The 13,831-nt window shown below is 37.6% G+C and carries 15 protein-coding genes and 1 pseudogene; 6 read left to right on the forward strand and 10 right to left on the reverse strand.

Features of this window, described 5'->3' with window-relative positions:
- The 3 genes from AC1DVB_RS20965 to AC1DVB_RS20975 form a co-directional block, all read right to left on the reverse strand.
- The coding region (locus AC1DVB_RS20965; protein ID WP_477590766.1) for a phosphotransferase enzyme family protein at positions 1 to 779 on the reverse strand (779 nt) is incomplete at its 3' end.
- Positions 780 to 1,152: 373 nt separating this feature from the next.
- Positions 1,153 to 1,350 (reverse strand): hypothetical protein, encoded by a 198-nt coding sequence (locus tag AC1DVB_RS20970; RefSeq protein WP_095679080.1) that lies wholly within the window; start codon positions 1,348 to 1,350, stop codon positions 1,153 to 1,155.
- Positions 1,351 to 1,413: 63 nt separating this feature from the next.
- Positions 1,414 to 1,677 (reverse strand): hypothetical protein, encoded by a 264-nt coding sequence (locus tag AC1DVB_RS20975; protein WP_095679081.1) that lies wholly within the window; start codon positions 1,675 to 1,677, stop codon positions 1,414 to 1,416.
- A gap of 480 nt (positions 1,678 to 2,157) precedes the next feature.
- Between AC1DVB_RS20975 and AC1DVB_RS20980 the strand changes: the two are divergent.
- A pseudogene (locus tag AC1DVB_RS20980) lies at positions 2,158 to 2,346 on the forward strand (SDR family oxidoreductase); the annotation flags it as partial.
- A gap of 52 nt (positions 2,347 to 2,398) precedes the next feature.
- On the opposite strand, the gene AC1DVB_RS20985 reads toward AC1DVB_RS20980, so the two are convergent.
- The 6 genes from AC1DVB_RS20985 to AC1DVB_RS21010 form a co-directional block, all read right to left on the reverse strand.
- Positions 2,399 to 2,818 carry a VOC family protein gene (locus AC1DVB_RS20985; RefSeq protein WP_230135398.1) on the reverse strand — a complete coding sequence of 140 codons (420 nt, stop codon included), beginning with the start codon at positions 2,816 to 2,818 and terminating at the stop codon, positions 2,399 to 2,401.
- A 26-nt stretch (positions 2,819 to 2,844) separates the two neighbouring features.
- A complete protein-coding gene (locus AC1DVB_RS20990) occupies positions 2,845 to 3,744 on the reverse strand; it encodes a DMT family transporter (RefSeq protein WP_278089874.1) in 900 nt (299 codons plus the stop codon).
- Between the two features lie 419 nt (positions 3,745 to 4,163).
- On the reverse strand, positions 4,164 to 4,661 hold the full coding sequence (locus tag AC1DVB_RS20995) for an SRPBCC family protein (protein ID WP_239859313.1): 498 nt from the start codon (positions 4,659 to 4,661) through the stop codon (positions 4,164 to 4,166).
- Positions 4,662 to 4,683: 22 nt separating this feature from the next.
- Complete coding sequence (locus tag AC1DVB_RS21000) at positions 4,684 to 4,995, reverse strand: hypothetical protein (RefSeq protein ID WP_477590769.1); 312 nt, start codon at positions 4,993 to 4,995, stop codon at positions 4,684 to 4,686.
- A 70-nt stretch (positions 4,996 to 5,065) separates the two neighbouring features.
- Positions 5,066 to 5,710 (reverse strand): Type 1 glutamine amidotransferase-like domain-containing protein, encoded by a 645-nt coding sequence (locus AC1DVB_RS21005; protein ID WP_477590771.1) that lies wholly within the window; start codon positions 5,708 to 5,710, stop codon positions 5,066 to 5,068.
- A 188-nt stretch (positions 5,711 to 5,898) separates the two neighbouring features.
- A complete protein-coding gene (locus AC1DVB_RS21010; RefSeq protein WP_477590773.1) occupies positions 5,899 to 6,777 on the reverse strand; it encodes a LysR family transcriptional regulator in 879 nt (292 codons plus the stop codon).
- A 127-nt stretch (positions 6,778 to 6,904) separates the two neighbouring features.
- On the opposite strand from AC1DVB_RS21010, the gene AC1DVB_RS21015 reads away from it, so the two are divergent.
- The 3 genes from AC1DVB_RS21015 to AC1DVB_RS21025 all read left to right on the forward strand — a co-directional run bounded on the left by AC1DVB_RS21015 (position 6,905) and on the right by AC1DVB_RS21025 (position 10,262).
- Entirely contained in the window at positions 6,905 to 7,882 is a 978-nt protein-coding gene (locus AC1DVB_RS21015) for a 2-hydroxyacid dehydrogenase (protein WP_477590775.1), read from the forward strand.
- A gap of 42 nt (positions 7,883 to 7,924) precedes the next feature.
- Positions 7,925 to 8,644: an RraA family protein gene (locus AC1DVB_RS21020; protein WP_268565738.1), complete on the forward strand. Its 720-nt coding sequence runs from the start codon at positions 7,925 to 7,927 to the stop codon at positions 8,642 to 8,644.
- A gap of 256 nt (positions 8,645 to 8,900) precedes the next feature.
- Positions 8,901 to 10,262: an MFS transporter gene (locus tag AC1DVB_RS21025; RefSeq protein WP_477590778.1), complete on the forward strand. Its 1,362-nt coding sequence runs from the start codon at positions 8,901 to 8,903 to the stop codon at positions 10,260 to 10,262.
- A gap of 373 nt (positions 10,263 to 10,635) precedes the next feature.
- On the opposite strand, the gene AC1DVB_RS21030 is transcribed toward AC1DVB_RS21025, so the two are convergent.
- A complete protein-coding gene (locus tag AC1DVB_RS21030) occupies positions 10,636 to 11,838 on the reverse strand; it encodes a macrolide family glycosyltransferase (RefSeq protein ID WP_230135400.1) in 1,203 nt (400 codons plus the stop codon).
- 289 nt (positions 11,839 to 12,127) lie between these two features.
- On the opposite strand from AC1DVB_RS21030, the gene AC1DVB_RS21035 reads away from it, so the two are divergent.
- Both AC1DVB_RS21035 and AC1DVB_RS21040 read left to right on the forward strand, forming a co-directional pair.
- A complete protein-coding gene (locus AC1DVB_RS21035) occupies positions 12,128 to 12,703 on the forward strand; it encodes a pyridoxamine 5'-phosphate oxidase family protein (protein ID WP_230135404.1) in 576 nt (191 codons plus the stop codon).
- A gap of 46 nt (positions 12,704 to 12,749) precedes the next feature.
- Positions 12,750 to 13,379, forward strand: a complete 630-nt coding sequence (locus AC1DVB_RS21040) for a DUF2306 domain-containing protein (RefSeq protein WP_477590781.1) — start codon at positions 12,750 to 12,752, stop codon at positions 13,377 to 13,379.
- Positions 13,380 to 13,831: the final 452 nt, after the last annotated feature.

Below are 13,831 nucleotides of genomic sequence, written 5' to 3' on the forward strand. Positions count from 1 at the left end.
CTCATGAACTTGGCAGCATATTCATCGAGCCCTTTTATCCCTTCACGTTCCAAACTCCACATCAGATAGTACAGAGGGATCGCCAAATCGCTGGCAAACCAGTGATAAGAACAGTCATCAAAGTCAAAAACGTGAATCCGCCCCTCATGATAATGGAAATTGCCGTTATGTATATCAGAATGAATCAAGCCAAAATTATCTTGATGAACGGAAAGGGCATTTAAATGCTTGTTGATTATTTCTTGTTGGCGTATCACTAGCTCCGGTACATCGGATTGATAGAGCTGGACATTCAATAATTCCTCTTCGTACCAATCCAGCCGTTTATATTTCGCTTCAGGCTTATAACTTTTTGTTTGTTTATGCATTTGGCCAATGGTTCTTCCCCATTCAAAAAATAAAGGTCCATCGAAATTTTCATCAGTGACTTTCATCCTAACACCAGGAGCTTTTTCAAACAGGCAACAATAAAATTCCGTACCATCCGAGCCCTTTACAATTTCAACTAAATTCTTTTCTTTCGAAAAGAGAACTTTAGGAATTTCACTCCCATTATTCTGTAAATGCTCAATCCACTTTAGCTCAGCAAGCACTTGATCTTTTGTACGATGTGATTGATGGGTCATTCTTAAGATATATGGCGTTCCATCCCTGTAAACCTCAAATACGTAGTTCTCTGCATCTCCAAGTTTAACCGGATTCCCAGCATTCACTTGAAAAAAATCCCCCGCCAATTTCACCAATTCATTAGAAAAAATTCGTTCTACCGCTGCTTCCATGATCTTCACTCCCATTGCCAACATTATTAATAAAAACGATTTATACTATGCTTTATACGATACTAAGATGCCATTTCCCTTTATTTGTATTTTATAAATCTAAAAAGTAAAGATATGTTCTTTTGCATAATCATTTATTAACGGCTCCTTCGTCTTTCTCAAAGGCTGTTTTCACATACTCTGTTGCTATTTACCAAGTAGTGAGGTGTGGTTGATTTCCCCTCCAGATGCTCGCTTTCCTTGATGCGGGCGGTGAGCCCGCAGGAGTCTCGCACTTCCGCTCCAATCAACCTTAGATAGTTTCGTTTTAAAAACAACAACCTTTACGAAAAGAGCCTTCTCAAAAAAAAACGCCCTATAGGGGCGTCTAAAATCAAGTTTCCTTTTCTTCTTCATTCGCTATTTTATTGAACTTCAAGATTGTTTCTTCGATTACCGGATTATTGAATTCCTCTTGGATGGCTGATTGTACAAATTTATCTTCTTCACCATTCATTTCATCCCACTCATTAACTCTGTAATCTGGATCCCGACGATTTGTTTGACCGTTTTGTTCCTCATTATTTAGCAACTATCTTCACCTCTTAACCATAGTAGAGTTCGAACCAGTCATAAGCAGAAAGAATATATCCTTTCAATAATCATCCTTGATTGAAATGGGTGAACCCGTTGAGGTATGTTGATTAACCCAGTCGAGCGATACTTTTGAAATGGCATCCCATTCAGGTATTTGGGCTTTATGTTGTTCCACCCAGCTCATGCAATATTGCGGGTCAATATTGCTTTCTTCAGATTTTGCCAAAAATGACTGAATTGTGGTTTCCGTACAATTTTCCCATGATCCACATGTATCCTGCCAAATATGTTCCATTTTCATTTGGATATTTTCGTTAGCCATTGGGTTTCCTCCTTAATTAAATATTACTTATTGATATCTTCATTAAGTATGTCCAAGGCTAAATAAATCATTACAAAAATTGGGGTTTTTTAGCGAAAGAATGAATTTACAGTCTAAAAATGATGAATAAACTGATTACGATAAACAAAATCCGCCAAAACCAATAACTGCTTACGAAAGGAAAATCATTGCCTTCTTCAATCTCCTTTACACCTTTATACAGCCAATTGTATTGAAACAAACCAGTTTTGGAGCATTTCAAGTAAGTTTCGGGCTATTATGGTGGGATTGGGGCATATACTCGTGAATTTTCACGCATTTATTTGTCGAATCGGCGTTTACTCGTGAATTTTAGCCATTTACTCGTGAGTTTAGCCGATTTACTCGTGAGTTTCACGCTTTTACTCGTGAGTTTATTTTATATTGATCTTTTCTGTCTTACATTCCCTCCATAAAATGGCACAAAAAAAGCTGAATGCTTGGACTCCGCTGATCCCGGCGACGTTCGACGAACAATCCGTTGCCGAGTTCGGTACAGAGGCACAGCTTGGCCGCCCTGGGCAGCCGGCAGATCATGCGGGCGCCTATGTGCTGCTAGCATCTGATGAAGGTGCTTATATAACAGGACAGTGCATTCATATCAATGGGGGGATCACGATGTCCTCATAACACCAAAACGACCGAAAAGCATGGTGCTTTTCGGTCGTTTTCTGTGTGAAATTTAATTTCCTATGCCGGGCGAATTCATCAATACAATTCTCCAACCATCCGGATCTTCAACGGTAACACCTGACTTTTCCCAATATGGATTCTCCGGAGAAACCGCTTCATAGCCCATACCTTTCAACCTATTCGTGATTTCCTCAATGTTTTTACGTTCAGGAATATAAAAGACAAGCAGATTATCTTTTGATGGGGCAGGACAAGGACTGCCATCATTATGTTGGGTAAACTCCAGATGATAGCTGGAATCCGGAAGTCCGATCATGATGCCGTCATATCCCTCGTGCCCTTCAAAAGAACCGATTTTTTTCAAACCTAATCCTTCACAATAGAAGTTTACTACCTTTTTTAGTTGATCAGTAGGACGTGCAACCCGGATCTGCGCTACTTTCATTTCAGTTGGCCATTTACTTTCCATTGTCCCATCCCTCTCTGTAAATCGAATTACATTTCTTCTTTCAAATTACTTTTACCAATATTCATGCCAAAACCTAATGCAATCGCCGCACCTAAACAACTGAAAAGACAGCCAGCTCCCAAGAAAATGGTTGGATCTGATTCACCAATCATCACTGAAGCTATACCTCCAATTGCCGGAAAAAGGGCAACCATGTATCCACTTTTCGCCCCGCCTATCTTTTCTACAAGCTTGAGGTAAAATAGCCATGCTCCAAAGGAAGCGAATATAGTTAAATAGAACAAAGCAGATAAATATGTAATGGATGTCGGTATAGTGACTGCTTGTCCTTGGATGAATACAATGGCCGCCAAAAGAATTCCTCCTGCTGCAAATCCAAGTACATTGGCATAGATTGGGTTCACTTTCTCCCTGGCATTTCTAGCAGAGCTTGCATCGCCCAATGCAGTGAGGATGGTACCAAGAACAGCCATCATGATGCCCTTTATATCATTGAACCCATGAATATCATGTAAACTCGGATAAATAACAATACATACAGCCAGCACACCAATTATCCCGCCAATTAAGATACGTGAATGCAATGGTTCCTTCAAAAAAACACGAAGGGCAATGGGCGTTAAAATGACTTTCAATGAAAAAATTAACGTAACCATTGCTGCTGAACTTAAGATAGTGGCGTAATAAAGGCATAAATAGCTTAAAGCAAAATTACAAATCCCAAACACAATAATGAATGGAACATCCTTTTTCTTAGGTTTTCCTTTAGGTCTAAGCATGCACAATAAAATGAAAAATAGGATGGCCGTCAAACCTAAACGATAGGTTAAAGATAATTCTAAACTCACAGGTGTACCCTGAATCTTAACGGCAATAAAATTAAGACCCCATACTAATAAACAAAATATGTACATAAAGTTAGTCATAATAACATGACCAATTTGCGATAATGCCCACTTTCTATCAGTTTATGAAACTCGTCGTAACTGTTTTTCCCATCCATAATTAAACCGCCTTCTATTAAAAATCGCATATGTAATAATAAAGTAAATATTACCAATTAAAAGGAGATTGTCAATATATCAAACTACATTCCGAAAAGCCCTCCAGTTAATTTGGAGAGCTTTTCATTGGCACACGGCTATTAGCACAAACTCGTTAATTGAGTTCGAAAACATTCCAGTCGATTTCAGAAATCCGCTCCCTTTCCGCCGACTGTCTGCCAAGCCTCCTCGGCTAGCCAGTTTTTCGGCAGGAGTATCGCAAATTCTTCAATCCATTCCAACCTTCAGGGTTCGGGATGCGATTCGATTTCCTATTGTCTAAAAACTATGGCCAACGACTATTAGCCTTTATAGCTGACTTGTCCAGTTTCAACCAATTCTTTCAGTCCCATAAACATTAAATTCCAGCCGTGTTCAGATCCATCGTGATACTCTCCGAGTGCTTTTTCAATATCGGATTGTGTCCAATTTTCTTCATGAGGAACGGTGATGTTTTGTGAAAATGTCATTTCACAGCCCTTTTGAAGTTCTTTCAGCTCAACCGTAATTGTATCTGCCGCTTCACTGAATTGCGGCATTTTAAAAGTGAACTCTAATTTATTGGGACGGTCCATTTCAAGGTACTCCCCTATCGCCCGATAATCTTTTCCATCGCGATGATCAATAATCTCCCAAGTTCCCCCCACTTGAGGATCATTTTGTGTCACTTTATTTGTCCCCTCCAATGTAAAAAGCCATTTTCTCATCATCCCGGGGTCCACCCATGCAACAAATACCCTTTCAGGCATTACATCAAAATTTCTAATCATCTTTAAAGTGGTTGTCGAGTATTTTTCCATTTTCATACTCCTTATATCATTTTTATATACTTTTCAATTCCTCTTTTGAGACAGCACGCCAACCGTGTGCTTCCAGTTTCTCCAAATAAGTTTCCATCCTGATTTCCTCGATTTCGATCGCAAGCGGGTGCAGGGATACCAAACATTCATTCGAAGCATAATTTATCGTAACCTTTACAACCTCATATCCATTATGAAATCGTGGATCGAACCCCGGATCATCGATTATATCCCCTGTAACAGGACGAATATCAGATTCAAATGTTTTCATCAGTAACCTATTCTTTTCTTGTTCTTTTATTGATGTAATGAAGATCATTAAATATACTTTCATTGCAGTCTCCTTTTCTCTATCCTTAGCGTCATGCGACCTTGCTCCAATTGGGATAATGCGCCTGCCAGTTTTACAAGACTTTGGAATTCACTATTTCCTTTTTCATATTTTGAAAGGAATAGATATCATTTATACCTTTATATAGTTCCCCGTTCTTGCAGAAAACTGCACTTCCATTTGGTATTGCATATATCTTTCGTTCATTTGATAAGGGAAATAATTCTCCATCTATATTATCCTCGTAATGGACCTCAACGCTAAACCCCACTAATCCTAAGCCCCTGATCACTATCGTTTCTGGATAGTCTTTATCTTTTGTGATTATGCAATCATGGCCGAAAGCTAATGAACCTGCACTATATCCAATGATTAAACTTTGAAAGTTTTTGATAATTGGGGTAAGTCCTTTTTCTTCAATTACATGGATTAACCTCTCTGGCTTTCCACCTATAAAATAGAGAATATCATGTTCCATTATAGACTTTTTCATTTCTTTGTCTGAAATGTCTTCATTTAATAATTCAATACTTACATTCTCCATGATTGAAAAGGCTTGTGTAATACTTGCCTTCCAACTTTCATACCTGGAATTGTCCGTTGCAAAAGGGATTATTAAAATCTTAGCTTCAGGTTTAATCATTTTTGAAAGTTCCAGGAACACTTCACGTAATTCATTATTCGTGTGATTTCCGCCACCAATTAAACAAATTTCCATATATGTCCCCCATTCATTCACATGCTATTCTCTTAAAATATTCTATGTAAAAAAGACAATACCTTTATAGGACACCGCTTTGCAGCTAAATTGCCCCCGTAGCTCAACAAAAAAAGGCTGCCACAGCAACCTTCCTACTTGAAGTAAAGCACCTTTAAGGACACCACCACAAGTAGTGATAGGAACGTTTAATAGAATTCTTCCTGAAAGTAGTGATCAATAATTTCTATAGCCTTTTGCTTAAGCGTTGTTTGTTTTATATGAGTAAGTTCATAAACTGTATAATCCGGGGGTGAATCTGTAAGTTCATAAATTTTGTAACTTCCACGCTTAATTGCTTCATCAGCTATCCATTTAGGAACAATAGCCCACTGTAACGGATCTTGAAGAAGATGTAGAAGCAAATGAGTACTGTCTAGTTTTATTCGTGAAATCGATAATGGATCCCACCAATAAGAATGCCAAGATTGATATTCAACTCCCCAAGGCATGAATAGTTCGTAATCAGAATCTAATTCTTTAGGATGAAGCTTTTCCGAACTATAACAACTTATATCTGAAGTTTGAAGAACAACCATAGGTGATGTAAAGCACTTTTTAACTTTTACATTTGGATGGACTCTTTTTCTAAGGGAATAAGCCACATCAATATGTCTATTTTCAACTTCAGAGTATAGATTATCGGAATGTAAGGTTCGGATTTGAAGTTTAATTGGAGGATGATGGTTACTTAGTTTTTTAAAGACTTTTGGTAAAACAAATGTATTAACACTATCAACACCACCAACAATCAAGGGTAATTGTGGGCCTTGCGTTTTTAATAGCTTCGCTTCTTGTCCTAAACGACTCCATTCTTTCGCTAATTTATAAAATTCCTCACCCAGAGGAGTTAAAATGATTTGTTTTATTCCTTTCCCGCGTTCAATTAATTGAACCCCAATTTCTTTTTCTATTATCTTTATTCGTTGACTTACGGTAGTTTGCGCTAAATGTAATTCTTCTGCTGCACCGCTAATGGTTTTTGTTCGAACGACTGCGAGAAAGGTATCAATAGAATGAAAATCCATTATTCCGCCTCCAAATAGCAATATTTATGTTATTAAATAGCTAATTAATTCGTTTTACAATCTCATTTTCTATATTTAATATAAAGTTAATTAATTATTTTGTCTAATTGAATTGGAGGAATGTACCTTGAGTTGTAAAGTTATTTATTTTGAAAAAGTATTCACAGCAACACATGAAATAATAAATACATTCAAAAGTTTGGATATGGAGGTTAAATACTGGATTGATTTGGATGAAGTAAAAAAAGAACAAGCATTACATGAAGCAAACTATTTAATTACAGCATCTTATCCTATTACGAGAGAGTTATTAGAAAAAGCACCCAATGTTAAATTGATTCAAAAAACCGGAAGTGGTGTTGATAATATTGATTTAAATGCTGCTAGTGAGATGGGAATCCATGTTGCCAGTACACCAGGAGCAAATTCAAACAGTGTTGTGGAATTGACCATCGGCATGATTATAAGCCTGTACAGAAAACTTCATTTCTTAGATCGAGTAACAAAAAGTGGTGAATGGAAAATGTGGGAATACCGCCCATCAATGTTCGAAGTGAACGGTAAAACCCATGGGATAATCGGTATAGGAAACATAGGAAAAAAAGTTGCAGCATTGTCAAAGGCTTTTGGAACTAACGTTGTTTATTATGATGTGAATAGATTATCAATGGAAGAGGAGAAAAAATTAGGATTAACTTATGTAACTTTTAATGATTTATTATCACAGTCGGATATTATCAGCCTTCATATTCCTTTAATACCAGCCACAAGGAACTTGATTGGTGAAAAGGAATTGAAACTTATGAAGTCTTCAGCAATTTTAGTTAATGTAGCCCGAGGTAATATCATTGATGAAAAATCACTCGCCGAAGCATTAAAATGTAATCGTTTACTTGGCGCAGCCATTGATACCTGGTCATCTGAACCCATAAATTCAGATAATCCATTATTAAAACTTGATAATATACTTGCTACTCCTCATATTGCAGGGGGGACTAGGGATGTGTTGGAAACTGTACTGCGCTTATCCTTTGAAAATATAAGAAAAGTAGAAGATGGGAACATGCCTGATAATTTAGTGAAATTGACTTCAGCATCTGTTTAACTCTAAAAATTGAATGTAAAAATAGAAAAGAGGACCTACATTATGTCTAATATTGGAATGCGTGTGTATACAAACATTAATCGTCCAACTAAAGAAGCAGTAAACGAGTTTAAAGGGTTACCCGTATCTGTAATTGCTGATAATATGAACCGTATGTTTTGCATGAATCCCAAAATTCGTCCAATTAATGATAAGCCATTACTTGGGCCAGCTTTTACAATTAAAACACGTCCCGGTGACAACCTCATGCTTCATAAAGCACTTGATCTTGCTCTACCCGGCGATATATTAGTTGTTGATGCTCAGGGGGATTTAACAAATGCAATCATGGGCGAACTAATGGTATTGTGGGCTCAAAAAAGAGGATTAGGCGGGTTTATAATCGATGGTGCCATTCGTGATGTTGGAGCCTTAAGAAAGATGGATATCCCAATCTACGCAGCAGGTGTCAATCCACGGGGGCCATATAAAGACGGACCTGGGGAAATTAATGTTCCTATTTCTTGTGGCGGAGTAGTGGTTCATCCTGGAGACATTGTAGTCGGCGATGATGATGGTATTGTGGTCATTAACCCGCAAGATACGGATGAGTTAATAGAAAAATCGAAAGCTAAGTTCCTCAGGGAACACCAGGAAATGGATGATATCATGAATATGACGTGGGATCGAACTTGGGTTGATAAAAGTCTTCAAGACCGGGGCTGTGAAATTAAAAATAAATCATCCAAAGTAAAAGAATTGATTACAGGTAATCGAGACTAACTATGGTGTATGTTAAAGTTCTTTAACTTAGCATATTCTCACGGTAACTCGTTAAGTTGTGCGTTGTTATATAGGTTGATACGACGGTAACCCTCTTCTGTGGATTACTCTGGAATTTTCCAGACATTTATAATGGTGTTTGGAAATTAGACTGGAGTTCTCCATTCCTTTAGACACTATACCTACTTACAATTCAAATGACAATAGAAGGAAATCGTTACTGTGCCAAATTATTTATGAGGAGGGGAAGAAATATATGCAGAATTCATTACAAAAAAAGACTCGATTTCGTTGGGTAGTCATGTTATTAATTTTTCTAACTTATATGATCGCTGGTGCAGACAGGGCAAATATCAGTGTAGTCATTCCATATTTTCAAAAAGAATTTGAATTGAGTAACACTGATATTGGTGCAATGGCTAGTCTTTTTTACATCGGATATGCAATTATCCAGATTCCAGCTGGGTTCATCTATAGTAAGTTTGGAACACGAAAAATATTCACCTTCTCTATGATTGTTACTTCGGCTGCAACATTATTTATCGGAACGGCTAGTTCTGCCCTTCAACTTAAAATTGGCAGAATATTACTAGGTGTTGCAGAGGGACCACTTCCAGTCGGAATTATTTCCACGATTAACCGATGGTTCCCTGGAAAGGAAAAGGGAACTGCGACAGGAATTTATATGTCAGCAATCAAGTTCGCTCCTGCCATAGTTCCTCCGCTGTGTGCTTACATCATTTATGCTTTCGGCTGGCGTGAAGTTTTCTATATATTTGCCATTCCGGGCTTTATCTTCGCTTTATTTTGGCTCTGGCTAGTAAAGGATAATCCGGAAGAAAGTCCACATTGCTCAAAAGAGGAAATAGATTATATCAAATCAGAAAAGCCTTCGACCATCGATGAGAAAATCAAAGGAAATAAGAAAAAATATTCGATGAAATGGGTAGACAAAATTATTCGTACCAAGAAAGTAGATTTCCTTGATACAAATAGGAAGGTTTTTCTTTCATGGAATATATGGGGATGTACGTTGGGGTACTTTTTCATGGTCGGTATTGTTTATGCCATTATGACATGGATACCTACTTATTTGGTTAACGTCAAAAAGTATTCCATTATGGAAATGGGATTTGTTGCCTCTTCTCCGTGGATAGGGGCCATGTTAGGTAATCTAATAGGCGGTTGGGTTTCGGATAACATCTTTAACAAACGTCGAAAACCTCTTATGATAGTGACTGCAGCATCGACAATTTTCAGCATGTATGCATTGTTGTACGCCCCAAATGACCCAATGTTTTTAAGTATCGTTCTTCTTATTACGGGTATTTTGTTGAATTTGGGATATTCAGCGTTTTTAGCATATCCTATGGGGATTACATCCAAAGAAAAGTTGCCCCTTGCCGCTTCAATTGTTAATACTGGAGGATCGTTAGGCGGTGCATTTGCTCCATTCGTAGTAGGTTTGATCTTAGATTCATTTAATTGGAATATGGTATTCATGTTTTTATCAGTCAGCTCTTTAATGACCTTTATCCTCCTCTTTACGATCATTGAACCAATGGAAAAGACTAAACTAGCGATAGAGAAAGATGACCATGAAATAGMTACATCATGATTCTTTAAAAAATGTATCCGTTTACATCATTCTTTTCAAAGATCAACCAGTAAAAATCGCTGGTTGATTTTTTTTAATATTAATGACCCTTTTGCTCAACAAAAAAAGGCTGCCGCAGCAACCCTCAATTAAACCCTTGCCTATTTTCTCAAATATACGACACTGTCGTTTCTGTCTATTCGAAATTTTAAATCATCCTTAATATTAAGCATATAGCCGGCATTCTCAGATTCAAATAATATACCATATCCATTATTCTCAGGTTAACCATATAAATAGCAGACCACTTTTACATCTTTCAAAAATATGATTCAATCCTTCATTTACAATAAAAAAGAATTGCCGCTAAAAAAATGCCGCGGATCATACATTTTTAAATATCGTATTGTCTTTTAAATTCAAAAATCTCATCAACAGCTTGGTGATATCCACCCGATTTTTGAAAGGATTCTTTTAATTTTGAAACAGTTTTATGGAAGGTTGGGTCGTTTAACACATGATCTGCGGCCTCACGCAGCTGATTTGCAGTCAAGCTTTGCATTTGTAATGTAATACCGGCTCCGATATTGGCAACTTGCCCTGCAATCATCGGCTGATCCGCGCTTTGCGGGATGACAATTAGCGGAACTCCATAGTAGAGACCTTCATTGGTACTATTCATTCCGCCATGTGTGATAAATAATTTAGTGTATTTTAGCACGTCCGTTTGTGGAACGTATTTTTTCACAATGAAATTTTTGGGGATCTCTCCTAATTCAATTAGCGGGGTTTGTTGACCGACCGACATGACCACCGTGTGATCGCTATTTCCAAATGCTTCAAAACAAAGCTTGTAAAAATCAAGAGACCGGTTAAAAACTGTCCCCAGCGAAATGTAAAGGGGACTTTTTCCTTTGATATCAGCAAGGTCAAAGTTATCCTGCTTTATTCGTGAAGAGATGGACGGACCTACAAATTTGTAAGTTTGGTCGAATGCTTCTTTAAAAGGCTGAAACTCCCTAGTTGTATAAACGATTGAAAGTGGTGCAGGATTACAAAAAACTTCGTAAGCAGAATGGATCTCCACATCATATTTTTCCTTCACCATTGCCGTCAGTCTTTGAAATTCATCTTGTATAGGTTTACCTATTTCTGGAGTGAATTCTTTAGAAAGCTGTTCCAGCATTTTATCGAATGATGCTTTTGTCTGCGCAAAAGAAGTACAAGAATTGATTGCGGGAAGCTTAAGGATTTGGGCAAGCATACGTCCGCAGCCAAACATGGAGTCATGGATGATGTAATCGAAATGCTCTCCTTTGATCTGTTCAAGCACGCTAGGTATGACGATATCTACCGTATGTAAAAGACCGTTGATTCTTTCGAGTAAATAATTTCTTCCCCCTGAGAGAAAAGCTTCTATGAATTTTTCACCGTCAATTGTTCGTACAGTAGCTCCCGTCCTCTCTATACGTTCCCGAAAAGACTCTATCGTAAAGTACACTACCTCTTCACCACGCGAAATAAGCTCTTGCACAACTCCAATAGTTGGATTGATATGTCCTTCTGATCCAGCATTAATAAATAAAACACGTGCCATTCTACCACTCCTTAAATGATTCTGTAAGAGTATGGTCACTCTCCCATACCCTTCCAAATTCAAACAATATAAATTTATCATAGTACAATACTGGAAAATCTCAAATTCTTAATCACCCTTGTAATCTAAAATTAATATCGTTCATAAAGGTCAGCCGGATTCTTAAAGGGAAAATGAGCGCTGCATGCAGCTATCGCTTTTTTCATCAGGGCAGTATAGCTGAAAAAGGTAATCCACTCATTAATAGAGAACTTATATTTTAAAATGGATTTCTTTGGAGGGAATAATGATGGCAAAGTATTTTCCGGAAATGTTAGCTGAGCATCAAAACTTCATAAAGAAACAGCATTTGTTTTTTATTGCAACGGCACCTTTGGATGCGGCTGGGCATGTAAACCTTTCTCCAAAAGGGTATGATACCCTTCGCATCCTATCATCTACCGAAATTGCGTATTTGGATCTAACCGGGAGTGGTAACGAAACAAGCGGACATATTAATGAAAATGCCCGGATCACCTTTATGTTTTGTGCATTTGAAGGTCCGCCGATGATCTTGCGCTTATATGGTTCAGGCAAGGTGATTCTGCCTGAAACAGAAGAATGGGATCGGATGATAGGTCATTTTGAAATGATGCCCGGTGCAAGACAAATCATTTTAGCCAAAATTCATAAAGTCCAAACCTCTTGCGGATATAGTGTCCCCTTCATGACCTACTCCAGTGAACGTGAAACATTGAATCGGTCCAACATGAAAAAGGGTGAAGCGGAACTGGAAAATTATTTGCGTGAAAAGAATTCCTCCACCATTGATGGCATTCTGACACCATTAGGGAAAAAATTATCGAATGACTCTAAAACCACCTAAAATTCTGCTTGTTACGTACAAACATAATAAAGGAGTTAAAAAAGGTATGATGCAAAAAAAAGGTTGGTGGATTTTAGTTATRGTCTCGGTTGGGATTATGATTCCTTTCATGATCCCCTATCTAACTTTAAATCCTGCTAACAGCCGTGTAGATATTACTTCGACAACACAATATTCTATACTGGTTACACATATTGGTTGCGCCTTTATTGCCTTAATAACAGGTTTTCTTCAGTTTATGGATCGTATTCGTTTGAAAAATCCAAAGGTTCATCGCTATATGGGGAGGATTTATGTTGTCAGTGTTTTTATTAGTGGAATTCTTGCTCTTGCCGTTGTCTTCTATATAGAAAGTTTCACAAAAGCAGCAGCTTTTCTTACTCTGGCCATTCTGTGGTTATTCACATGTTGGAAGGGTTACCGTACAGCTGCTAAAGGGCATTTTCATGCACACCGAATATGGATGATGCGCAGTTTTGGTATAACTCTAGTAGCAGTCAGTGCACGTGTACTAGTACCCGTTCTTCTCATTACTTATTACACTTTTAATGGATTTATGCTTCCAGAAGGAAGAGATAAGATGATCGAGGAAGTATTGAATGTGAACATTTGGGCAGGGCTCGTTCTCAACTTTGTCATAGTGGAGTGGATGATCCTTAATAAAAAAACCGGGTAGGGAAACCAGCTAATTGACTTGTTTGGTGAAGATTCTTTGTAACTAAAAAAGTAACTATTCGCCGCTAAGAATAGTTACTTCAAATGAACCGGATGGGAATAAATAGGACAGGAGAGAGTTGTCCTATCTACTTTCATTATATGGAGTAACGATTACAAGGTGAATAAATTATCTGTTAGAAAAAAATCCGAAGAAACTTTGCTTAACCTCCCTCTATAAACATTGATGTATCAACGGTTTGCACCACTCGGTATATTAGGGAATTTATTTTTTTATTCTACTTTTAAACAGAGTATTGAAATTCTGGTTTTTATTAGTAAATTGAGCGTACGCTTCGCTAAAACTAATGGAAATCATTAGCTATTTTCTCCACTATGTGATGCACAATAGATCTCTGCGAAACTTATGATGACGTACCCTCCCATGTCTCTTAGCGTCATTTGCGCTTACAT

The organism is Peribacillus sp. P4_D6 (assembly GCF_056401795.1).

Bases quoted from the DNA above. Each gene is read 5' to 3' on its own strand.
- AC1DVB_RS20975 (WP_095679081.1), bottom strand. From the start codon at position 1,677: ATGGCTAACGAAAATATCCAAATGAAAATGGAACATATTTGGCAGGAT.
- AC1DVB_RS20985 (WP_230135398.1), bottom strand. From the start codon at position 2,818: ATGGAAAGTAAATGGCCAACTGAAATGAAAGTAGCGCAGATCCGGGTT.
- AC1DVB_RS20990 (WP_278089874.1), bottom strand. From the start codon at position 3,744: ATGACTAACTTTATGTACATATTTTGTTTATTAGTATGGGGTCTTAAT.
- AC1DVB_RS20995 (WP_239859313.1), bottom strand. From the start codon at position 4,661: ATGGAAAAATACTCGACAACCACTTTAAAGATGATTAGAAATTTTGAT.
- AC1DVB_RS21000 (WP_477590769.1), bottom strand. From the start codon at position 4,995: ATGAAAGTATATTTAATGATCTTCATTACATCAATAAAAGAACAAGAA.
- AC1DVB_RS21005 (WP_477590771.1), bottom strand. From the start codon at position 5,710: ATGGAAATTTGTTTAATTGGTGGCGGAAATCACACGAATAATGAATTA.
- AC1DVB_RS21010 (WP_477590773.1), bottom strand. From the start codon at position 6,777: ATGGATTTTCATTCTATTGATACCTTTCTCGCAGTCGTTCGAACAAAA.
- AC1DVB_RS21020 (WP_268565738.1), top strand. From the start codon at position 7,925: ATGTCTAATATTGGAATGCGTGTGTATACAAACATTAATCGTCCAACT.
- AC1DVB_RS21030 (WP_230135400.1), bottom strand. From the start codon at position 11,838: ATGGCACGTGTTTTATTTATTAATGCTGGATCAGAAGGACATATCAAT.
- AC1DVB_RS21035 (WP_230135404.1), top strand. From the start codon at position 12,128: ATGGCAAAGTATTTTCCGGAAATGTTAGCTGAGCATCAAAACTTCATA.